Consider the following 21,097-nt stretch of genomic DNA (forward strand, 5'->3'; position numbering starts at 1 on the left):
ATGTAACTACCCTAAAAGGTAGTTTTTATTAAAAATTTAATTTTTAATAATTTTATTATATAATTTTAAATTCTTTTGCGACAGAAATGGCCATAGTCCTATTTTTCACATTAAGCTTACTGTAAATATTCTTTGTATGAAACTTAACAGTATCTATTTTTATATTTAAATATTCACTTATTTCACTATTAGACATACCATTAGATATTAAGTTTATTATTTCTTTTTCAGATTTTGTTAATTTTATTTTTTCATCTTCAGAATATATTTTTTTACTTAAATATTTAGGATACATTCGTGCAAATTTTCTACTTTCAGTTAATATTAATTTTATATATTCTAAGTCAATACTTTCATCTCTTTTATCATATTTTATATATTTATTAATAACTTCATAGACTCCATCACCTTCATCAGCATAAATTCTAATAAAATCATATGGCTCTGTTATCTTTAGCGCTTCTTCTATTTTATTAAATGCTAATTCTTCTTCTAATCTATTTAATGCAATGCTCTGTAATATTAAACATTCTGCCATATTCATATTGTGCTTTGCTTTTTTATTCAATTTATATAATATCTCTAAAAACGCTATAACCCGTGTATAATCTTGCATAGCAATAAGAACTCTAGCTTTAGTAAAATATTCATACATATTTATAGATAAAAATTTCTTTTCTGTTTGCTTATTATAATTTATTAACCAGGTCTTAGCTTCCTCTATATTTCCTATTAATAGATTATATCTTGTATATGCAGCATTCAAATTATTTGATATATTACAATCCTTACATCTTTCTACTTCTTCTTTAAGACTATTAAGTATCATATTGGCATCATTAATATTTCCACTTGCTATTTGAATCTTTAATGTTAAAATCTTGCTTACAAAAATAAACTCTAGATTGCATGATTCCTTATAAAAAGCAGTATTATCACTTAACTTTAATGCTGCTTCAATTATATTATTCTTTTCATAATCAATTTCAGATAATGCAATATTTACTGCTGAATAATAATTATTATGATAAATATATTTTAATATTGCATTAGATTTTACATTATCTTTATCATATTTAATCCACCAAGAACTTGTGTCATTCATACCTTTTAGTATACTTGGGAAATTTGCTGTTGGTACTACATTAACAATATGATCATCATTAATATTTCCCCTTTTAATTTTATCTTCCCATATTTCTTTTACATAAATGCTATTATTCTCTTGAAGCATAGCATATAGCAATATTAACCTATCTTCAATAACTTTAAGCTTATTAAAATATTGTTCTTTATTTTTTGACCTATTATATTTTGTGAGAACTTCTTTTCTTAAATGTTCTAATTTTTTTATCCATTGTCTACCTTCTTCAAAATTATAATGAATTATTTCAAACATAGCTATAAAACCACATATAGATGAATTCTTTTCCATTAATTCTTTAGATACTTTTATTAAATATTCTTTAATTAAGGTAAAATTTTCTAGAAAGTTAGCTTGATCGCAAAACTTTTCCAATGCACGTACTTCATCTTTTTCTAACTTGGCCTTTGAATAAGAATATGCCGCTTCTATAAATTGATTATTTTTTTCATAACATTTACCCATTTCTATATATGCTAAAGTAAATTTTTCTCTATCAATATAATCATATTTTTCTTTTATGCTACTTTTGAATAACTCTTTAAAAATATATTTTTTATCTTTTTTTAAAAATACAATTTCTTTCAAAAGTTCTTCTATGTTTTCATCTTTTGTTATAAATTTAGCCTGTTCTAATGTTACTTCTGGAAATAATGATATTATAATTAACTGTTCTTTTCTTTTTTTGCTTAATTTGTCCCAAATGTACTTATCAAATGCTTCCTTATAATATTTACTTTCTACAAATTTTTTATAATCTAGGGTATTATCATTTAATTTGAAGTACATCATCCCCAAAATCACTAATATAGGTACCCCACCAGTTAATTCCAAAATTATTTTAATATGCTCTTCTTTAAAAGTATTAATATTATTCTTTTTAAATAATAACTCTATTTCTTCTTTTTTAAATAATAGATCTTTTTTTGATACTATCCCAATTTGATTTTTTATCATTATATTAATAAATTCTTTTGGTATCTTCTTTGAACTTATGAATATAAACTTACAGTTATCTCTTGAGTTTTCAATGTAATATGATATTTCTTCTAATATATTTCTTTCATAAATACGGTTAAATTCATCAAAAATAATTACTTTTTTTCTTCTGATATCTGTATTTAATACTGATATTAATTCTTTTTCAATTCCATTTATATTATCCTGTTCTTCGCATTCATACCAAACATAATGCTCCAGATAATTTTTTGAATAGCTCATAACAGATTTAGTTTTTCCAATACCTAATGATCCATAAACATATAGTACTTTATTAAATTTTAAATTTTTATCGATTATATTATTTACTCTTTTTCTTTCAATATCTTTTTCATTAATTTTTGCATAATCAAATAATCTTTCAATCATTTTTATCTCCCAGTTACCTTAAATTTCCACCAAATCATTATGAGAGGGTATTGCTATTACCAAATAACAATACCCTCTCATAATTTAATACATATTTAATTTTCATTTCCTTTTATATGTACATCCATTTGGTTATAAGGAATACTTATTTCTTCTTCATCAAACTTCATTTTCACTCTTTCTAGTAAATTAAAATGAACAGTCCAATAATCTTCTGTTTTAGTCCATACCCTTACAACAAATGTTATAGCACTATCTCCATGTTTAGATAACGCAACAAAAGGCTTTGGATCTTTTAAAATAAGTTCCTCTGTATTAATTACTGAAAATAATGCACTCTTGACTTTACTTATTTCTTGCTCATAACCAACAGTAAAATTCAAATCAACTCTTCTAGTATCTTTACTTGTATAATTCACTATACTCTTATTTGCCAATTCTCCATTTGGAATAAGAATCTGCTTGTTATCAAAAGTAACTAAGTGAGTATAAAATATTCCTATTTTCTCTACTGTTCCTGTATGATCTCCACTGTCAATTAAATCTCCAACATTAAATGGTCTAATTATAAGTATTATAACTCCACCTGCAAAATTTGAAAGACTCCCTTGAAGTGCCAGACCAATTGCAAGACCTGCAGAACCTACAAGTGCAACTAAACTACTTGTTTTTAATCCTACATAATCCATAACTATTAGTATTAAAAGTATTTTTAAACTTATGCTTATTACTCCATCTAAAAATGAGCTTATTGTAGGATCAATGTTTCTTTTTTCTAATATAGCGTTAAATATATTTACTGCTCTCTTGACTAATTTCCAGCCTATACTTAAAATAAGCAGTCCTATAAGTATTTTTACTCCACTTGAAAACATCCAAGTTTGCAAAGCTATAAACATCTGCTCTAATAAAATCATCTTTTCCTCCCTTAAGTCTAAATCATATTGTCATAAATGATTATATATAAGAATTAATACTATAGTCTAGTGTTAATTTTTACTTTAGCATTATGTGACAATCGTTATCTTTCTATATTATCTCCTTCATAGGAAATAATTCCACCTGCTACATTAATAACATTGTAACCTTCTTCTCTAAGCATATAACAAGTACTTGCAGTTCTTGCTCCTGACCTACATATTAAATAATATTCTTTATTCTTATCTAGAAATTCATCTGGAGCATCTAATAAATCCTGCATTGGTATGTTTATTGCTGTTTTTAACATTCCAGATTTACATTCATAAGGTTCTCTTATGTCAATTAATTCTATATTTCCTAATAAATCATCTATCTCACTTACATTTATGTTTTCTCTTTTTAAATTGCTCATTAAAAATTTCTCCTTAGTTTCTTTATAAAATTTTAAATCCATATAACCATATAGTATAAGTAAAAACTTTAAATATTGTATTTTCCCATTTTCTTTTATGTGAACTCATTTCTATTAATGCACATTTCATAACAATTCCACATTTCACTTGAAGCTTTAAATTTATTTTTAATTAATTTATATTTTTTAAAGCCTGCTTTTTCGTAACATTTTATTGCACTTTTATTAAAATCAAATACTCCAAGCGTTATTTTGTTTAACCTTAAGTTTTCAAACCCTATTTTTAAAATTTTAAAAATTGCCTCTTTGCCTATTCCCTTTCCTCTATATGTTTCATCGCCAATTAATACACGACATATTCTTCCTATTGTTCTTCCTTCATCTGAAATCTTAAGTTCAATTGTCCCTATCATTTTATTTTCTTCTGAAACAATTTTATATATAAAAACATTCTGGCTTTCTTCTGCCTTTCTTAAATAATATTTCAGCTGATTGATAGTTAATGGATACGAATATAGATTTCCAGACCACTGCAATAGAAAATCTGATGTTGTGTTTTCATTCCATTTAATTATATTTATTAAGTCTTCTTCCGTTATTAATTTAAGTTCTATCATTTTTCACCACTATTACTTTAATATATTCATTATTCTTATTAATTTTATTATTATAGCTAGTATAATAAATAATTTAAATGTAAACATAATTTTATTTTTATTATATTATGTTGCAATAATAAAACTTCATTTAAAATTTCATATTCACTTTTTAATTTTCGTTCATTTCTATATATTTTTAATGGAAGAGTCTTAATATTATTGTTTTTATGCAAAAAATTTATAAATAAAAAGAGACATCACAATAAGTATATGTACAGATTAATTTTAATCACACATAATTTTATAAAACAGGTATTATGATATCATCTTTTTATGTAACTTATATTAAATTCTATAACTTTTGTTGTGCTCCAAAGAACTCATAATGAATATCCTCTTCACTTACACCAAGTTCTACAAGTGCACTATTTAATGCTTTCATAAATGGTGGTGGTCCACAAAAATAAAATTGAGAATTTAAATCTAAATTATCTTTTATCCAGTCTTTAGTCACAAATCCCTTAAAATCATAATCTTTACCTAGTATTTCATCATCATTTGGATCACTGAAAAATACATAATGTTTATTTTGACTCATTTCACACAAAGCCTTTACATCATTTGCAAATGGCTGCATTTGTGAATTTTGAACTGCTTCAATAAATGTAATATTTTTTATTTTATTTACACTATCATAAAACATTGATAATAGTGGTGTTATTCCTATTCCTGCTGATACAAGCACTATTGGCTTATCCTTCTTATGTTTTTCTAAAGTGAAAAGTCCAGCCGGCATCATGGCTTCTATTAAATCTCCCACATTTAAATTATCATGAAGGTAATTACTTATGAGTCCATCTGGAACTCTTTTTACACTTATTCTATAAATATCTTCATTTGGTTTCATTGATAAACTGTATGTTCTTGTTACGCCTTTATATTTAGGATCATCAGTTTTTATTGTAAAAGGTAAAAATTGTCCCGCCTTATGCTCTACAAGCTTACTTCCATCTTTAGCTTTAAAGTAAAATGATGTAATATCCTCTGTTTCTTTTACTTTGTCAACTAAGACCAATTCTTTTTTCCCACTCCATGGTTTTCCTGGTTCCTTATTACTCATAGTCCCCGAATACTTTTCCATTATGTCTTCTATATTTGATTTATCCATACCATATTCCTCCAGTTACTTTATATAATATATTTTACATCAACATATTTTATTATTCAATAATAATTACTATCAATTATCATTAAATATGATATCTATTTCTATATTTAATAATATTCTTTGGTAATCATTTAAAATATATTCTTTGAAAAATATTTTAATTTTGCAATATCTATTATATCGATAATAACATACTTTTCAACTAATGTTTCTTTATACAAAATCCTTTTTTTTAACTCATGTTTCCTTATATAAAATCATTATAAATTGAATTTATATATATTAATGATATAATAAATATTAATTATACTAAATACTCATTGGGGGAAACTTATATGCTTGATTTCAGATTTGATACTTTTTTAACTTTATGCAAAGTTAAAAATTACACAGAAACAGCAAAACTACTTCATCTTACTCAGCCTGCCGTATCACAACATATAAAATATTTAGAAAAAACATATAATTGCAAACTTTTTTCTTATAAAGGAAAATCATTGAGTTTAACTCCTAAAGGTGAAATTTTAAAATCCTTTGCAATGTCACTTAAAGCAAGCTCCGATAAAATTAAAAGTACACTTGCCATGGAAGATGATATATATCATTTGAAATTTGGATCTACATTAACAATCTCTGAATATACAATGAAACCTATAATATCTCAGGTACTTTTAGATAATCCAACTATAGATTTGACTATGGAAGTAAACAATACAAAAATACTTCTTGAAAAACTTAAAGACGGTAAATTAGATTTTGTTGTACTTGAAGGCACATTTGATAAGCTAGACTACGAATCAAGGATTCTTTCTTTAGAACGATTTATTCCTATCTGCTCTCCAAATAATAAACTTGTTAACAAAGCTATTGAGTTCACTGATATTCTTAATGAACGTTTAATTACACGTGAATATGGTTCAGGTACAAGAAATATACTTGAGCACATATTATGTGATCATAATCTATCAATTACATCATTTAGAAATTTAACAAAGATAGGTAGTATTAATATAATAAAAAACCTTGTTCAGAACAATTTTGGAATCACTTTTCTATATGAACAAGCTGTTTACGAAGAAATTAAACAAGGTACTTTATGTGAAGTATCTATAAATAATTATAATGTTTCTCGTGAATTCAATTTTGTATTTTTAAAAGACAGTCTTCATAAAGAAGAATACCTTAAGTGGTTTGATTATTTCTATAGAATAAAAAAATCGCCAAGGCGACTATGATATAATCTTTTAAAGAATACAAATCCAATAGAATACAATAACTTTAATTTAAAAAATAATTTGGCCATCGATTTTTTCAGCGCATTCTGGATTTTCTGAGCAAGCCTGCGAAAAGGCCAGGCGCATATAATTTATTTTTTATTCTTTAGGCACTATGCATTGGTCTATTACAATATTCTCAAAAATAACTTACTCACAGATTCTCCTTCAATATAATTTCCTAAAGAATAAAAACAATCTTGCATATTAACAGGAGTAAGCTTGCTCCTGAATATACAAGATTGACATAATATTATATTTATTCTATAACTTCTAAAACGGGTCTGTATCCTACAGTTTTATAGCTAACATCTTTATTTACATAATTGAAATATGTATTAGAATAAAAACCTCTTACTACACATTTATCTTTACATTCATTTTGTGTTAATGAACAGAAGTCATACCAGTTCCATAATGTATTGTTATCTCCATATAATTTTTCAGATTTATTCTTGTCTCCAGATGCTGTATCAAAACCATTTGATACAGGTAATCCTGGTATATTATCTACATTTACTATATATTTATTCCATTCATTCTCTTCATTGTCCCTCTTTTTGTCTCCACCTTTTAGTAATCTTAAAAGATATCTTGTATTGTCAATAACAACAACCTTACCAAAAATTAAACCTTGGTTATTTAATTCGTCATAAGATATACTGCTTAAAATGTTCCTATCACATATAAGAAGTTTTTTTCCTTCATGATTTATTTCAACCCAACGAAGATTATATGAATCGTCTTTATCTGTATCTTTTATCTCTATCTTTTCTCCATTATACTCAGTAACATCTTCATAATTAATCAAATCCAGTGGACATATTATTTTTCCACCATCTAAATATAATGATCCAAGTTTTCTTATTTTTCCTGTTTCATAAGTTGTTCTTTGTATTAATTTTTTAAATTCTTTTTTCTCTTTTCTCTTTTTATTTAAAATACTTCCTCCAACTACTGCAATTGCAGTAAATAATGTTCCTGCACCTATTAATGCACCTTTCTTCTTATTGTCCATTTTTTTCCCTTCTTCCTTTATCATATATTAATTTATTATAAAGAATCAATATAAAATTCTTTCATATCATCTAATCTTAAGCAGGCAAGCTTCCCACCAGCCTCTTTTCCAAAACAGTAGCCACAATCAATATATATAGTACCTTTTCTATGAAGTATTTTCACATCCTCCATCTCTTTAATATTTTCATCTATTATCTGTACTGGAGTATGACCACAAATCATAGTAAAATTCTTATACTGTTTTTCATGTCCTATATTATCTCTCCCCCATAAACATGTAACTTCAGTCTGATTACTTAAAAATTCATTTAGGGATAATTCATTAAACCCATCTGGAAAATCAAGACCAGCATGCACTAAAATATAATTATCTACAATTCTTATAAGAGGCAGAAGTTTTAAATAATTATAAAACTTTTTCTCATAGTCTAATCCTCTATTTTTTAATTCATTATGTGTACTAAATCCACCATTACGATACCAGAGTTTTTCGTCATTACTGATGAAATAATTCATAAAAAGCTGTTCATGATTACCACGTATCAAACTTATATTAGGATGTTTTACTATATAATCTACTATATCTAATGGCTTTTCACCTCTGTCTAGTATATCTCCCAATATGCATAAAGCATCATTATCACTAAATTTTATTAAATTTAGCATTGATAAAAAGGCATCATAACAGCCATGGATATCTGACATAACATATTTGCTCATAATATCATACCTCTTTTTTATATAAGAAATATCACTCTAACAAACATAATAATATCTTATTATTAAAATTTCTATACATTTATTATATCAAAATAAACGCCTATACTAAATGTTTTTTACAAATAGTATGGCATCATATTTATCTTTTATTTATGTTTAAATCTTTAAATTTATTAAATTTCATTAGAATGTCATCATTTTCTTTAAAAAACATGTTTAGCATATAGATATCTCTTACCGTCTCAACACTTATGGCATGTTCTATAAGTTCTGTTTCTTTGAGCACTTTATCTTCACATCCCAAATATATAAGAAAGTTTTCTATTATGTTATGTCTGTCCAATAAATATTTTCCAATTACCTTCCCCTGCTCCGTTAATATTATCATCCCATATCTCTCGTATTTTATAAGACCAAATTCGCCTAGCTTTTTCATCATTTTAGATGCCGATGAATCACGTACATTAAGCATTTGAGCTATTTTATTTAGCCTTACAAAATCTTCATTTTTAGAGCACCTATATATCATTTCCAAATAATCCTCCATTGACGGAGTCAAAAAATTCTTTTTAGAATTAATGCTCTCATATCCTCTATATGTGTGAAAATCCATATTGATTTTTCACCTCCATACAATATTTTTTATTTTATGTGTCATTTATACAAATTAACGCATAAGTTAGACTAGAGAAAGATTTTTTCTTTAAACTTAAACTAATATATTAAAAGGAGATAAAATTATGGAAGCAAATATATATACACCCAATCAAAGTACTCTTAATTTAATTAAACTTGGAACTAAATGCAGGGTTGTTGAACTAACTGCTACAGACCATATAAGAAGACGCTTTTTAGATCTTGGTCTTATTAATGGAACTGAAGTTGAAGCACTAACAAAAAGTCCATCTGGTGACCCTATTGCATATCTTATAAGGGGAGCAGTCATTGCAATAAGGTCAGAAGATGCTTCAAAAATAGTTGTTGAAACACTTTAACTCATGAATATAGGTAAATGCAAAAGCTTTATCCATATTCATAAGTATAAATGGACTATAGTTATGCAAGAATATTGTAGTTAACCAGCATAATGATAACATTAGTAAATATACAAATTATTATTGCATAACTTCGATTTTACTTTTTCTATATATAATAGATATTCTATATATAATAGATATTTTTAAGATTCTATTATAATACCTAATTTATATATTATTTATTATTAATTTATAAAGGAGTTTAAAAATGGGGTTAACAAATCAGTCTACTGGTACAAATGCATTAGATAAAGATTTGAATATTATTCGTACTTCTGATAATAAAATAATAGCTCTTGCAGGTAATCCAAATGTAGGTAAAAGCACTATTTTTAATAGCTTAACAGGACTAAATCAGCATACTGGAAATTGGCCTGGAAAAACTGTTACAAACGCTACTGGAAAATGTATTCATATAAATAAAGACTTTGTATTAGTTGATATTCCAGGAACCTATTCTCTTATGGCACATTCAGCTGAAGAAGAAGTTGCAAGAGATTTTATATGCTTTGGAAATCCTGATGCTACTATTGTTATTATGGATGCCACCTGTCTTGAAAGAAATTTAAATCTTGTTCTTCAAACACTTGAAATAACTAACAATGTAATTGTCTGTGTTAACTTGATGGATGAAGCAAAAAGAAAAGGCATATTAATAAATATTGAGAAACTTTCATCTCTTTTAGGAGTTAGCGTTGTAGGAACTAGTGCTTCAATTAATAAAGGTCTGGATAAACTTATGGATGAGGTATATAACATCACCTTTAATAAAGTCTTACAAATGCCAATAAAAATGAAATATGATACACCTATTGAAAAAGCTCTTACCATGATTCAGGAAAAACTTCTGCCTTACTTAAAAGGCAAAATCAACACAAGATGGACAGCTCTTAAGTTACTTGAAAATGATGAAAGCTTATTAAATTCGTTAAATGATTACTTAGAATTTAATCTTTCTGAAAAAGAAGAGATTTTACATTCAATAAACAAAGCTAAGGAATACTTACTTTTACAAAATATAGATACTAACACGCTTAAAGATATGATTGTATCAACACTCATAAAAAAATCTGAAGACATAAGTAAAAATGTAGTTACTTTTTCTTCTGATGAGTACAATGCTACAGATAGAAAAATTGATAAAATTTTGACTTCCAAAATATTTGGGATACCTCTAATGATTTTACTTCTTGGAATTATATTTTGGATTACAATTGCTGGTGCAAATGTTCCTTCTGACATTCTTGCATCTGGACTATTCTGGGTACAAGACAGGCTTACAGAATTTTTTGTTTTTCTTGGAACACCGCCTTTAGTTGAAGGAATTTTAGTACAAGGTATATATAGAACACTTGCATGGGTTATATCAGTTATGCTTCCACCAATGGCAATATTCTTCCCACTTTTCACACTTCTTGAGGATCTTGGATATTTGCCTAGAGTTGCTTTTAACTTAGATAAATACTTTAAAAAAGCATGTGCCTGCGGTAAACAAGCCCTTTCTATGTGTATGGGTTTTGGATGTAATGCTGCTGGAATAGTAGGATGTAGAATAATTGATTCTCCCCGTGAAAGATTAATTGCTATAATTACAAACAACTTTGTTCCTTGTAATGGTAGATTTCCTACTCTTATTGCAATAATTACAATGTTTTTTGCCAGTTCATTTGTTGGACCATTTAAATCATTATTTTCAGCAGTAATTTTAACATGTGTAATTCTTCTTGGAGTTTTTATGACATTTTTAATTTCAAAACTTTTATCAAAAACAATACTTAAAGGACTTCCAACTTCATTTACACTTGAGCTTCCACCTTATCGTAAACCACAAGTTGGTAAAATTATAGTAAGATCAATTTTTGATAGAACTTTATTTGTACTTGGAAGAGCTATTATGGTTGCTGCTCCTGCAGGTCTTGTCATTTGGATCATGGCAAATATAAATATTGGATCTTACAGCATATTAACTCACTGTGCAAATTTCTTAAACCCATTTGCACACCTTATTGGATTGGATGGATATATATTAATGGCATTTATCTTAGGATTTCCTGCAAATGAAATCGTAGTTCCTATAATAATAATGAGTTATATGGCTACTGGAAGTATGGTTGAACTCGAAAATACAGAGCTTTATAATTTATTAATTCAGCATGGATGGACTTGGCTTACAGCTGTAAATGTTATGCTCTTTTCTCTTATGCACTGGCCATGCAGCACAACATGCCTCACAATAAAAAAAGAAACCCAAAGCTTAAAATGGACTGCTGTCTCATTTTTAGTCCCTACTGCATGTGGAATAATAATCTGCTTTGCATTTACAACCATAATCAGATTACTTGGACTTGCATAACATAAATAAGGTATGTAGAATCATGGTTTAGTGGATAACAACCGAAATTCAATATATGAATAAGTGCATCTTTATCTCCATAGAACCCGAATAAAATAAGCGAATTCTTAGGAATTTATATTCTGATATGTATATATTGATACCTTTTAAAAAATGATGAAATATTAACTTTTTAAATCTTTAATATGTATAAATAACTATTCCATAGTTTAAAAATGCATTTATTTACAAAAATAATAATGCGGTGCTTATAATTTAGATGGAACAAAGAAATAAAGACCTTATGTTGGGCGGTGTCTTGCATTTAAAAATAAAGCTTTAGAATTCTTCATGTAGACTTGTTCCACAATTGTTTGTCCGATGCATATTAAAGGAAACATCTTCATCGGTAGATGAAGATGGGCTATACTGCTAAGTTCGTACCTCACTAAGCATTATATGCCTTGGAGCAAACATTTGTGGATGCAAGTCTGCATGTTTGAATTCTTAGCTTCATTTTTGTAGCAATCGAGCACAACATAAGGGCTTTATTTCGGTTGTTATTCACTAAATTCTGATTCTACGACCTTTATTTTAAGGAAATACTATTTTAAATGTAGTTCCATTTTCCTCATCACTTGTTACCAAAATCTGTCCTTTATGTAATTCTACTATTTCTTTTGCTATGGATAATCCTAGTCCATATCCACCATTTTCTCTTACTCTAGACTTGTCTACTCTGTAAAATCTTTCAAATATATGTTTTTGTTCTTCTTTTGGAATAGGTACAGCACTATTATTTACCCATAGATTTATTTTGTTTTGATTTTTATTTAAATTTATTTTTATTGTTCCTTTTTCACTACAATATTTAATTGCATTATCAATGAGTATGACTACTAATTGCTTTATTTGATTCTCGTTTCCTGTAAAAAAAATATCTGAATCTATATTACTTTCAAGCTTCTTATTATTTTCAAAGATTAAAGATTCAAATGGAAGTATAACACTCCATACAAGGTCACTTAAATTTATTTCTTTAGATGATATTAAATTTTCTTTATAATCTAATTTTGCTAAAAACAATAAATCATTAACAAGCCCTCTCATTCTTTCACTTTCTAATTTTATATATTCTATCCACTTTATCTGACTAGATATTGTTTCATTTTTATGTGATAATAAAATTTCTGAATTTGCAAGAATTGTTGTAAGAGGGGTTTTCAATTCATGTGATGCATCAGCAATAAATTGTTTCTGTCTGTTAAATGCGTCTTCTGCTGGTTTTATAGCCCATTTGCTTAAAAATATACTAATAATAAGAAATGCCGATAAGCTTAAAGCTCCAACTAGAATGGATGTGGTAATTAGTGAATTTAATGTATCTATTTCTTCGCTTCTATCAATAAATGCTATTTCTAATCCATTTTCATTTTTATGCTTTAGATACCTTAAATCCTCATTTATAATAATTCCATAATTTTTCTTACTATCTACACAATCTGAAACTATTTCCTTTAATGTTTCTTCATCTACTATTTCTATATTTTCATCTATAATATTAATAATTTTGTTTTCATTATTTAATTCAACTAAGAATGTCAATTTATTTAAGGGAGATTGTGAAGGTATATTTATTTTTTCTCCACCTATTTTTCTCTTCCTATTTTCATCATGTCCTTTTTCTTCTATAACTCTTTTTAGAATACTATTACTTGTATGACTTAATTTATTATACGTAAATGCATAAACTCCAATAAAAGTTATAGCAAGCACTATTGATACTAAAACCATATTTATAAGTATAAATTTCTTTTTTAACTTGTCTATCATTTCTTAGTCCCCTTTAAATGATAACCAACTTTTCTTATTGCTTCTATTGATATTTTCGATCCTAAAAAATTAAGCTTCTTTCTTAAAAAAGATATATATACTTCTACATTATTATCTTCTGCATCAGATTCAATTCCCCATACCTTTTCTAATAATTCTTCTTTGCCAACAGCTCTATTAGAATTACACATAAGAATTTCAAGTATCTCTGATTCTTTTAAACCTAAATGTATAGATCTATCATTACAAAAAAGTGCATTGGTAGACTTGTCTAATTTTATATCTTCATATGAAAGTTCATTTAATATAACCTCACCTTGTCTTCTAGATAATGCCCTTACTCTAGCTAGAAGCTCTTCTTTTGAAAAAGGTTTTGTAAGATAATCATCAGCACCACAGTCTAATCCTCTAACCTTATCTCCTATTTCATCTTTAGCAGTAAGCATTATTATAGGAGTTTTTACTTTATTATTTCTAAGTTTTAAAACAATATCAAATCCATTCATGTTTGGAAGCATTACATCAAGTATTATTACATCATATATTCCACTAGCTGCATAATCATATCCTTCTTCACCATCATTGACTATATCAACTACATATTTATTTTCTTTCATAATCTCACCTAGTACTTCTGCAAGTCTGATTTCATCTTCAACAATAAGAATCCTCATAAGCTAACCTCCTAGTTTTATCTTTTATTGTTTAATAATATTATTTTACTATTTTTTCTTTAAAATAGCCTTAAATATTTTTCCATTTAACTATACAAAAGCTAGGTTTAAAATAGAATTACTTAAACTTCACATTTTAAATCTAGCTTTGAATGCTATTATTTTGTTTTTGCTTTAGTCTTACTTTTTGAAGTAGTCTTTGATGCTGGTCTTGCAGTTGTCTTTGTTGTAGTTTTATTTGTACCCTTTGTAGCCTTTGTCTTTGAAGTTGTCTTTGGAGTTGGTTTTGATTCAGCTTTTACTTCTATTGTTGCCTCTATTTTACCCTCTGGCTTTTCTTCTATTTCAACCTCTGATTTTTCTTCTATCTGTGGCTTTGATAAATCTTCTATCTTTGGTTTATATAAATTCAATATCTCTAATGCTTTATCTAAATCTCCCTCTGCATTCAAGATACCTTTTGAAATAGCATCAGCTGGATTTAACTTTTTATCAACAATTTCTAATAAATCACTAGATGAAACATTTAATATTACATTTCTATCATAATATTCATAAGGCTCTATAGATAAAGTTTTATCTTTTACTTCTAAATATAGTGTTCCTCCCTCTTCATCTCTTAAATCTACTTGTGCTGCTACTACTCCTTCTACATTACTTGCGTCAGAATCCTTAAATCTTTCTTTTAGTTCTTTTACAACTTCTTCTTTATTCATAATCCCCATCCTCTCAAAATCCCATTTAATTTATTAATATATTTATATGGTACTATAATCACCAACTTTTTACAATATATGTTTTTATTCAATTCATAGTAAATAATTATGTTAACATAATATGTTACATATTGTTAATGAAAATAGTTTAATTTCATTTATAATAAAAATATATTTACTTTTTTATAATTAATACCTGTCTTACAAAATAAATTTTGAATTATTACATCTTTATTATTTGACCATAAAATCTGGTATGCTATAATTAACATTAAATAATACAATAATTGTAGGAGGAAAAATTTTGGAAAACAAATTACGATTAACACATAAATTTGCATATAGTTTTTTTAACTTTGATGCATATAAAGATTTCATAAAAGAAGGATTATCTAAATCTATACTATATATATTTATAGTATCTGTAATATTCTCTTTTTTTGTGAATTTTAACTTAACTAATATAGTAACTGACAAAGGTGTTGAAATAAAAGAAGTACTTTCAAGAAATATCCCTAACTTTTATATAAAGGATGGTAAATTTCATTTAGACTCTACAGAACCAGTAGTTTATGAAGATGAATCCGGAATGGCATACATACTAGATACAACTGGAAAAAACAATGCTGCTTTATTAAATAAATATGATTTAGCTTTAATTGTAGATCAAAATAATGTTAAAGTAAAAGTAGATTCTAATATAGTAAATGCTTCTTCAATTAATATGGTTCCTGATCTAAATAAAGAAGATGTTTATCCTTTAATAGACTTTTATGTTAGTCTATCAATAACACTTTTATTTTTATTTGGTCCTATATTTTCTTTCATCGGAAAATTGCTTTCAGTATTTATTATAATAGGTCCTATAGCATATTTAATTAATAAAATTCTTAACACAGGATTAAATTACACTAAATCTTGTATAATTGGTTTTTATGCAATTACTCTTCCAATGCTTTTAAAAACTTTACTAAGCGTGGCTGGGATCAATTTATTAGGTTTTTCTGTTATCTATTATAGTACAGCTCTTGTTTATGCTGGATTTGCTTTAAGTAATATAAAAAATTCTGAAAATACTAATATGAATATAGTATAAGTAATAATTAACAATAAACAATTTTCAATAATCATATATTGATGATTTTCTTCTTAAAAAATCATCAATATATGAAAATAAGAGAGCTTTAGAAAAATTCTAAAGCTCTCTTATTTTTAATATTATTCTAAAAACATTTTTAAATCATCTTCCACATTTGTTATTCCACCAATTCCAAAGTTCTCTACTAAAACTTTTGCAACATTTGGTGAAAGGAATGCTGGAAGTGTTGGTCCTAAATGAATATTTTTCACTCCAAGATATAATAATGATAATAATACTATAACAGCTTTTTGCTCATACCAAGCAATGTTAAATGCTAATGGCAATTCATTAATATCTTCAAGTTCAAATACCTCTTTTAATTTTAATGCTATTAAAGCAAGTGAATATGAATCATTACATTGTCCTGCATCTAATACTCTTGGAATTCCGTTAATATCTCCAAGTTCTAATTTATTATATTTATATTTTGCACATCCTGCTGTAAGAATTACTGTATCCTTTGGAAGAGCCTTTGCAAAGTCTGTATAATAATTTCTTGATTTAGCTCTACCATCACATCCAGCCATTACAAAGAATTTCTTTATAGCTCCAGTCTTAACTGCTTCTACAACCTTATCAGCTAAAGCAAATACTTGAGCATGAGCAAATCCTCCAATTATTTCTCCTCTTTCAATTTCAGTTGGAGCTTTACATTTTTTAGCCATTTCAATTATTTCTGAAAAATCTTTATGTCCATTTTCATCTTTTTCAATATGCTTGCATCCTATAAATCCGGCTGCACCTGTTGTGAACATTCTTTCTTTGTATGTTTCTCTTGATGTTGGAGGAACTATACAATTTGTAGTCATAAGAATTGGTCCATTAAAACTTTCAAATTCTTCTTTTTGCTTCCACCACGCATTTCCGTAGTTACCTACTAAATGTTTATATTTCTTTAATTTTGGATAGTAATGCGCTGGTAACATTTCTGAGTGAGTATAAATATCTACTCCAGTATCTTCTGACTGCTCTAATAATTCTTCCAAGTCTTTTAAATCATGTCCTGATACTAAGATCCCTGGATTTTTGCCTACACCTATATTAACCTTGCTTACTTCAGGATTTCCATAGCTTTCAGTATTGGCTTTATCAAGTAATGCCATACCATCTACTCCTACTTTTCCTGTTTCTAATGTTAAGGCTACAAGTTCATCTACGCTTAAAGAATCATCTAATGTTTTAGCTAAAGTATTTTGCATAAATATATTTACATCTTCATCATCATATCCAAGTTCATTTGCATGCTTTAAGTATGCTGACATTCCTTTTAATCCATATATAATTAATTCCCTTAAGCTTCTTATGTCCTCATCTTTTGTAGCAAGTACACCTACTACTCTTGATTTTTCATCTAATTCTTCTCTTGTCTTACCATTATATAATGCTGCATTTGATAAATTTTCTTTATTTTTAAGCTCATTTAATAGTTTTTCTTTTATACTTAATGTTTCAAATACTCTATTATAAAATATTTCATCATCAAAATTTGCATTTGTAATTGTAGTAAATAAATTTAAAGTTATATAATTGTTTATTTCAAAAGAAACTTTCTTTCCTTCTTCTCTTAATTTAGTTGTTACTTCACTTAATCCCTTAGTAACATATACTAATAGATCCTGCATTCTTGCTAAATCTGGACTCTTTCCGCACACTCCAAATTTTGTGCATCCGCTGCATCCTGCTGTTTCCTGACATTGAAAGCAAAACATTTTGTTCTCCATAATTAAAATCTCCTTTAACTTCTTATTAATTTATATATTTTTATTTTTGTTAGGACTTACTTTATAATGAGATTTTATACCGAAAACAAAAAAGAATCTGTAACATTTGTTACAAACCCCTTTAATTAAATAAAATATCTTCTAGCTCTTCAATATTTAATATTGTTATTTTATTTCTGCTAAAGTTAATTAATCCTTCATCTCTAAGCTTAATTAACTCTCTAGATAGTGATGGTCTCGGTATACCTATATCATTAGCTATTTCTTCTTTGCTGTATTTCAATTTAATTTCTTCATTTTTTTCATTCATGTACTCACATAAAATATAATCAACAACTTTTTGTCTAACAGATTTAAGAGAAATACTTCGTATCTTATTATTAAGAATTATTATTTTCTCACTTAATAACATCATAAAATTTTCCATAAGTTTATTTTCCACAGAAAATAATTTTATAATTTCATTTTTTGTTAAATAAAGTACCTTACAATCACTAAGTGCTATCACTGTTGCTGGATATTTATTTACTTTAGAAAATAATAACGCTTCTCCAAAAACATCACCGTCTTTAAACTTGCTCATAACTATACTTTTTCCATTTGGATATATACGTTCTATATTTATTGTTCCATCAATTATAAGCCCAATTGCACTGCATATTTCTTCTTCTTGGAAAATAACTTCACCTTTTTTATAAGAAACTATTGAATATTTCAAATTACCTAGTATCTTTAACATTTTAGTTTTATCTACATTATTAAATAATTCATTCTTTTCTAGTTTTTTTATAATTTCTTCCATAGCATCTTTCTCTTTTCATTTTTAATATTATTTAATGTTATATAATTTTATATATCATATTTAACTATGTTTGTTAATATAAATTTTTTATATTTTTCTTTTTATTTATCATGTTAACCATTAAATTTATATCATCATATATATTAAAATCATCATCATCTTTTTCTTTAGAAGTTTTATTACTATTTTTAGGTGATATTTTTATATTGCTTATAAACATATACTTTCCTTCTTTTATATATGTATTTTTTCTTCCATTTTTATAGCTTATCATCATTTCCATATCTCTTCCCCCTAAAATAAATTAGAACATTTTTTCTAATGCAATAAAAAAATCGCCAAGGCGACTGTGTAACATTTTCCTCTCAAAAAATAAATACATTAACAGTCAATGACTTTAATTAAAGGTCTTATGAGCCGTCGATTTTTTAGGGCATTCTGGATTTTCTGAGCTTGCCGAAGAAAAGGCCAGGCGCATATAATTTATTTTTTATTCTTTAGGTACTATATATTAAGTTGTTACAATATTATCCACAAGTTATACTGTAATATAATTTCCTAAAGAATAAAAAAATAGTATAGATATAAATCCATACTATTTTATATTTCTATATAATATATGCTGTCTTAATAAATATATTCCATAATATTTATTAATTATTATCTATACAAATCTCCTGATAAGCATTTTAATCTTTTTATGTCTTTTATTATATATTTTTTACCATCCTTTTGTAATACATTATCTACACATAGTTTGTTTAAAGTTCTATTCAGATGTCTATAGCTTGTTCCAAGCAGTTCTGCAATCTCACTATAACTTTCTTCAAAAGCAAATTCTTCATAATTTTCTTCACTTACAAAAGCATATATATAACTAGCTAATCTGCTTTCTAAAGAACATAATATTGTTATTGAGTTATTATTACTTGAATCACTCAGCTTCTCACTTAAGTATTTACATATAAATAGTAAAAACTTTGAATCCTTTGAAAGCTTAGCTCTTGCTACATCAAAATGAATTCCTATTGCATAAGTATCTTTTATAGTCTGAACACTGCAATCAGCAATATTATCACGAACAAATTCAATATCACCTATTATTCTAAATGGCTTGTAAAATGAAATAAGCAAACTCTTACCATTAGCCAAATTTTTAGAAACCTTAGCTTTTCCTCTTACAAGAAAAAATATATTATTTAATTCTCCTCCTTCTTTACATATGTACTCATTTTTATTCCACATATATAAAGACATATATTCTGTCATATCTTCAGTAAATAATTCATTGATTTTATATTGAATTATAAAATTTTCTAAAAGTTTGATGTTTTCTATTTTTTTCATATTTAATTACCTAAAACATATTTTTTTGATTATTATCTTCAAATAAAAATTCATCTATTATATTCATTATTTCTAGCCTAATTGAATCGTCATGTTTTGCTATTTCAAATGCTTTTTTTAAATTATTTTTTTCATATGATTCGTAACATTCAGTTTTTAAATAACTTTCAACAGCATGCATTAATTCTATATCTTTATAGATTTTCTTACAATTTATTTTCTTATTTTCGTTATTTAAATTTTTGATTTTTCCTTTCATAGGATAATCTCCTTTACTATAATTCTATCCGAACTTATATATATTACCACATATGTTTTATTTTGTGAATATATATTAAAAATATTTAAAACATGACATATGTCCTATTTAAATTGCAAATAATAAAATAAACTATATTTGTGATTTTACTATATCATAATAAATTTTAAAAGGAGAACTTATGTATAATATTTTATCATTATTAATCGGTATGCTCATTGCAGTTATGATTGCTTTTAATGGAAGATTATCTTCTACAATGGGAACTTACTCTTCCCTATTACTTATTCATATTATAGGATATATTTTTCTTGTTATAATAATGTTAATCAAAAAAATAAAAATACCATTTAAAATGAATCTGCCATTATACCTTTATAGTGCTGGTGCTATGAGTGTTTTTACAGTTTTATTTAACAATATCAGCTTTCCCAAAATAGGAGTATCTTTGCCTGTATCCTTAGGGCTTCTAGGGCAAATTTCCACATCATTAGTTTTTGATTACTATGGTCTTTTAGGAATGCCAAAGATACATTTTAACAAGAAAAAACTAATTGGATTTGCCGTTATAATAGTTGGTATTGGCATTATGACATTTATTTAAGTTAG

General features: G+C 26.4%; 21 protein-coding genes. 5 read left to right on the forward strand and 16 right to left on the reverse strand.

The features are described from left to right. Nucleotides 1-55: 55 nt before the first annotated feature. From BN2920_RS14030 to BN2920_RS14050, 5 genes are all read right to left on the reverse strand, one after another. Nucleotides 56-2,512, reverse strand: coding sequence for a helix-turn-helix transcriptional regulator (locus BN2920_RS14030; RefSeq protein ID WP_058295613.1), 2,457 nt, complete (start codon nucleotides 2,510-2,512; stop codon nucleotides 56-58). Nucleotides 2,513-2,607: 95 nt separating this feature from the next. Beyond that, the gene (locus BN2920_RS14035; RefSeq protein ID WP_058295614.1) at nucleotides 2,608-3,429 is read right to left on the reverse strand and encodes a mechanosensitive ion channel family protein; all 822 of its coding nucleotides are present in this window, start codon (nucleotides 3,427-3,429) and stop codon (nucleotides 2,608-2,610) included. Between the two features lie 104 nt (nucleotides 3,430-3,533). Further along, nucleotides 3,534-3,845 carry a rhodanese-like domain-containing protein gene (locus BN2920_RS14040; protein WP_058295615.1) on the reverse strand — a complete coding sequence of 104 codons (312 nt, stop codon included), beginning with the start codon at nucleotides 3,843-3,845 and terminating at the stop codon, nucleotides 3,534-3,536. A 95-nt stretch (nucleotides 3,846-3,940) separates the two neighbouring features. Further along, nucleotides 3,941-4,462 carry a GNAT family N-acetyltransferase gene (locus tag BN2920_RS14045; protein WP_058295616.1) on the reverse strand — a complete coding sequence of 174 codons (522 nt, stop codon included), beginning with the start codon at nucleotides 4,460-4,462 and terminating at the stop codon, nucleotides 3,941-3,943. 334 nt (nucleotides 4,463-4,796) lie between these two features. After that, nucleotides 4,797-5,612: an FAD-binding oxidoreductase gene (locus BN2920_RS14050; RefSeq protein WP_058295617.1), complete on the reverse strand. Its 816-nt coding sequence runs from the start codon at nucleotides 5,610-5,612 to the stop codon at nucleotides 4,797-4,799. A gap of 335 nt (nucleotides 5,613-5,947) precedes the next feature. Between BN2920_RS14050 and BN2920_RS14055 the strand changes: the two genes are divergently transcribed. Next, the gene (locus BN2920_RS14055; RefSeq protein ID WP_058295618.1) at nucleotides 5,948-6,847 is read left to right on the forward strand and encodes a LysR family transcriptional regulator; all 900 of its coding nucleotides are present in this window, start codon (nucleotides 5,948-5,950) and stop codon (nucleotides 6,845-6,847) included. Between the two features lie 298 nt (nucleotides 6,848-7,145). Here BN2920_RS14055 and BN2920_RS14060 read toward each other — a convergent pair whose 3' ends face one another. The 3 genes from BN2920_RS14060 to BN2920_RS14070 all read right to left on the reverse strand — a co-directional run bounded on the left by BN2920_RS14060 (nucleotide 7,146) and on the right by BN2920_RS14070 (nucleotide 9,245). Next, entirely contained in the window at nucleotides 7,146-7,904 is a 759-nt protein-coding gene (locus BN2920_RS14060; protein WP_058295619.1) for a hypothetical protein, read from the reverse strand. A gap of 35 nt (nucleotides 7,905-7,939) precedes the next feature. After that, nucleotides 7,940-8,626: a metallophosphoesterase family protein gene (locus tag BN2920_RS14065; RefSeq protein WP_058295620.1), complete on the reverse strand. Its 687-nt coding sequence runs from the start codon at nucleotides 8,624-8,626 to the stop codon at nucleotides 7,940-7,942. 139 nt (nucleotides 8,627-8,765) lie between these two features. Continuing rightward, complete coding sequence (locus BN2920_RS14070; protein ID WP_097919301.1) at nucleotides 8,766-9,245, reverse strand: metal-dependent transcriptional regulator; 480 nt, start codon at nucleotides 9,243-9,245, stop codon at nucleotides 8,766-8,768. A gap of 121 nt (nucleotides 9,246-9,366) precedes the next feature. Between BN2920_RS14070 and BN2920_RS14075 the strand changes: the two genes are divergently transcribed. Beyond that, the gene (locus tag BN2920_RS14075) at nucleotides 9,367-9,621 is read left to right on the forward strand and encodes a FeoA family protein (RefSeq protein WP_058295622.1); all 255 of its coding nucleotides are present in this window, start codon (nucleotides 9,367-9,369) and stop codon (nucleotides 9,619-9,621) included. 250 nt (nucleotides 9,622-9,871) lie between these two features. After that, entirely contained in the window at nucleotides 9,872-12,016 is a 2,145-nt protein-coding gene (feoB, locus tag BN2920_RS14080; RefSeq protein WP_058295623.1) for a ferrous iron transport protein B, read from the forward strand. Between the two features lie 573 nt (nucleotides 12,017-12,589). Here the strand turns inward: feoB and BN2920_RS14085 are convergent. The 3 genes from BN2920_RS14085 to BN2920_RS14095 form a co-directional block, all read right to left on the reverse strand. Continuing rightward, nucleotides 12,590-13,828 carry a sensor histidine kinase gene (locus BN2920_RS14085; protein ID WP_058295624.1) on the reverse strand — a complete coding sequence of 413 codons (1,239 nt, stop codon included), beginning with the start codon at nucleotides 13,826-13,828 and terminating at the stop codon, nucleotides 12,590-12,592. After that, nucleotides 13,825-14,502, reverse strand: coding sequence for a response regulator transcription factor (locus BN2920_RS14090; protein ID WP_058295625.1), 678 nt, complete (start codon nucleotides 14,500-14,502; stop codon nucleotides 13,825-13,827). Before BN2920_RS14090 ends, BN2920_RS14085 begins: the two co-directional genes overlap by 4 nt. A gap of 158 nt (nucleotides 14,503-14,660) precedes the next feature. Then, nucleotides 14,661-15,218, reverse strand: a complete 558-nt coding sequence (locus tag BN2920_RS14095) for an SCP2 sterol-binding domain-containing protein (protein WP_058295626.1) — start codon at nucleotides 15,216-15,218, stop codon at nucleotides 14,661-14,663. Between the two features lie 304 nt (nucleotides 15,219-15,522). On the opposite strand from BN2920_RS14095, the gene BN2920_RS14100 reads away from it, so the two are divergent. Continuing rightward, complete coding sequence (locus BN2920_RS14100; protein ID WP_058295627.1) at nucleotides 15,523-16,314, forward strand: DUF1189 domain-containing protein; 792 nt, start codon at nucleotides 15,523-15,525, stop codon at nucleotides 16,312-16,314. Nucleotides 16,315-16,436: 122 nt separating this feature from the next. Here BN2920_RS14100 and hcp read toward each other — a convergent pair whose 3' ends face one another. The 5 genes from hcp to BN2920_RS14125 form a co-directional block, all read right to left on the reverse strand. Continuing rightward, the gene (gene hcp, locus BN2920_RS14105) at nucleotides 16,437-18,080 is read right to left on the reverse strand and encodes a hydroxylamine reductase (RefSeq protein WP_058295628.1); all 1,644 of its coding nucleotides are present in this window, start codon (nucleotides 18,078-18,080) and stop codon (nucleotides 16,437-16,439) included. A 121-nt stretch (nucleotides 18,081-18,201) separates the two neighbouring features. Then, nucleotides 18,202-18,882, reverse strand: coding sequence for a Crp/Fnr family transcriptional regulator (locus tag BN2920_RS14110; RefSeq protein WP_058295629.1), 681 nt, complete (start codon nucleotides 18,880-18,882; stop codon nucleotides 18,202-18,204). 73 nt (nucleotides 18,883-18,955) lie between these two features. Then, nucleotides 18,956-19,165: a hypothetical protein gene (locus tag BN2920_RS14115; RefSeq protein ID WP_058295630.1), complete on the reverse strand. Its 210-nt coding sequence runs from the start codon at nucleotides 19,163-19,165 to the stop codon at nucleotides 18,956-18,958. 377 nt (nucleotides 19,166-19,542) lie between these two features. Further along, nucleotides 19,543-20,229, reverse strand: a complete 687-nt coding sequence (locus BN2920_RS14120; protein WP_058295631.1) for a helix-turn-helix domain-containing protein — start codon at nucleotides 20,227-20,229, stop codon at nucleotides 19,543-19,545. Nucleotides 20,230-20,239: 10 nt separating this feature from the next. Then, a complete protein-coding gene (locus BN2920_RS14125) occupies nucleotides 20,240-20,488 on the reverse strand; it encodes a hypothetical protein (RefSeq protein ID WP_058295632.1) in 249 nt (82 codons plus the stop codon). A gap of 181 nt (nucleotides 20,489-20,669) precedes the next feature. Between BN2920_RS14125 and BN2920_RS14130 the strand changes: the two genes are divergently transcribed. Beyond that, nucleotides 20,670-21,092: a DMT family transporter gene (locus tag BN2920_RS14130; protein ID WP_058295633.1), complete on the forward strand. Its 423-nt coding sequence runs from the start codon at nucleotides 20,670-20,672 to the stop codon at nucleotides 21,090-21,092. Nucleotides 21,093-21,097 lie beyond the last annotated feature (5 nt).

It is taken from the genome of Clostridium neonatale (assembly GCF_001458595.1).
In the GTDB taxonomy this organism is placed as follows: domain Bacteria; phylum Bacillota; class Clostridia; order Clostridiales; family Clostridiaceae; genus Clostridium; species Clostridium neonatale.

Excerpts from the sequence above, each read along its gene's own strand:
- BN2920_RS14125 (WP_058295632.1), bottom strand. The coding sequence starts at position 20,488 with ATGAAAGGAAAAATCAAAAATTTAAATAACGAAAATAAGAAAATAAAT.
- BN2920_RS14075 (WP_058295622.1), top strand. The coding sequence starts at position 9,367 with ATGGAAGCAAATATATATACACCCAATCAAAGTACTCTTAATTTAATT.
- BN2920_RS14050 (WP_058295617.1), bottom strand. The coding sequence starts at position 5,612 with ATGGATAAATCAAATATAGAAGACATAATGGAAAAGTATTCGGGGACT.
- BN2920_RS14085 (WP_058295624.1), bottom strand. The coding sequence starts at position 13,828 with ATGATAGACAAGTTAAAAAAGAAATTTATACTTATAAATATGGTTTTA.
- BN2920_RS14035 (WP_058295614.1), bottom strand. The coding sequence starts at position 3,429 with ATGATTTTATTAGAGCAGATGTTTATAGCTTTGCAAACTTGGATGTTT.
- BN2920_RS14060 (WP_058295619.1), bottom strand. The coding sequence starts at position 7,904 with ATGGACAATAAGAAGAAAGGTGCATTAATAGGTGCAGGAACATTATTT.
- BN2920_RS14065 (WP_058295620.1), bottom strand. The coding sequence starts at position 8,626 with ATGAGCAAATATGTTATGTCAGATATCCATGGCTGTTATGATGCCTTT.
- BN2920_RS14045 (WP_058295616.1), bottom strand. The coding sequence starts at position 4,462 with ATGATAGAACTTAAATTAATAACGGAAGAAGACTTAATAAATATAATT.
- BN2920_RS14040 (WP_058295615.1), bottom strand. The coding sequence starts at position 3,845 with ATGAGCAATTTAAAAAGAGAAAACATAAATGTAAGTGAGATAGATGAT.
- BN2920_RS14090 (WP_058295625.1), bottom strand. The coding sequence starts at position 14,502 with ATGAGGATTCTTATTGTTGAAGATGAAATCAGACTTGCAGAAGTACTA.
- hcp (WP_058295628.1), bottom strand. The coding sequence starts at position 18,080 with ATGGAGAACAAAATGTTTTGCTTTCAATGTCAGGAAACAGCAGGATGC.
- BN2920_RS14095 (WP_058295626.1), bottom strand. The coding sequence starts at position 15,218 with ATGAATAAAGAAGAAGTTGTAAAAGAACTAAAAGAAAGATTTAAGGAT.
- BN2920_RS14030 (WP_058295613.1), bottom strand. The coding sequence starts at position 2,512 with ATGATTGAAAGATTATTTGATTATGCAAAAATTAATGAAAAAGATATT.
- BN2920_RS14130 (WP_058295633.1), top strand. The coding sequence starts at position 20,670 with ATGTATAATATTTTATCATTATTAATCGGTATGCTCATTGCAGTTATG.
- BN2920_RS14055 (WP_058295618.1), top strand. The coding sequence starts at position 5,948 with ATGCTTGATTTCAGATTTGATACTTTTTTAACTTTATGCAAAGTTAAA.
- BN2920_RS14115 (WP_058295630.1), bottom strand. The coding sequence starts at position 19,165 with ATGGAAATGATGATAAGCTATAAAAATGGAAGAAAAAATACATATATA.
- feoB (WP_058295623.1), top strand. The coding sequence starts at position 9,872 with ATGGGGTTAACAAATCAGTCTACTGGTACAAATGCATTAGATAAAGAT.
- BN2920_RS14110 (WP_058295629.1), bottom strand. The coding sequence starts at position 18,882 with ATGGAAGAAATTATAAAAAAACTAGAAAAGAATGAATTATTTAATAAT.
- BN2920_RS14120 (WP_058295631.1), bottom strand. The coding sequence starts at position 20,229 with ATGAAAAAAATAGAAAACATCAAACTTTTAGAAAATTTTATAATTCAA.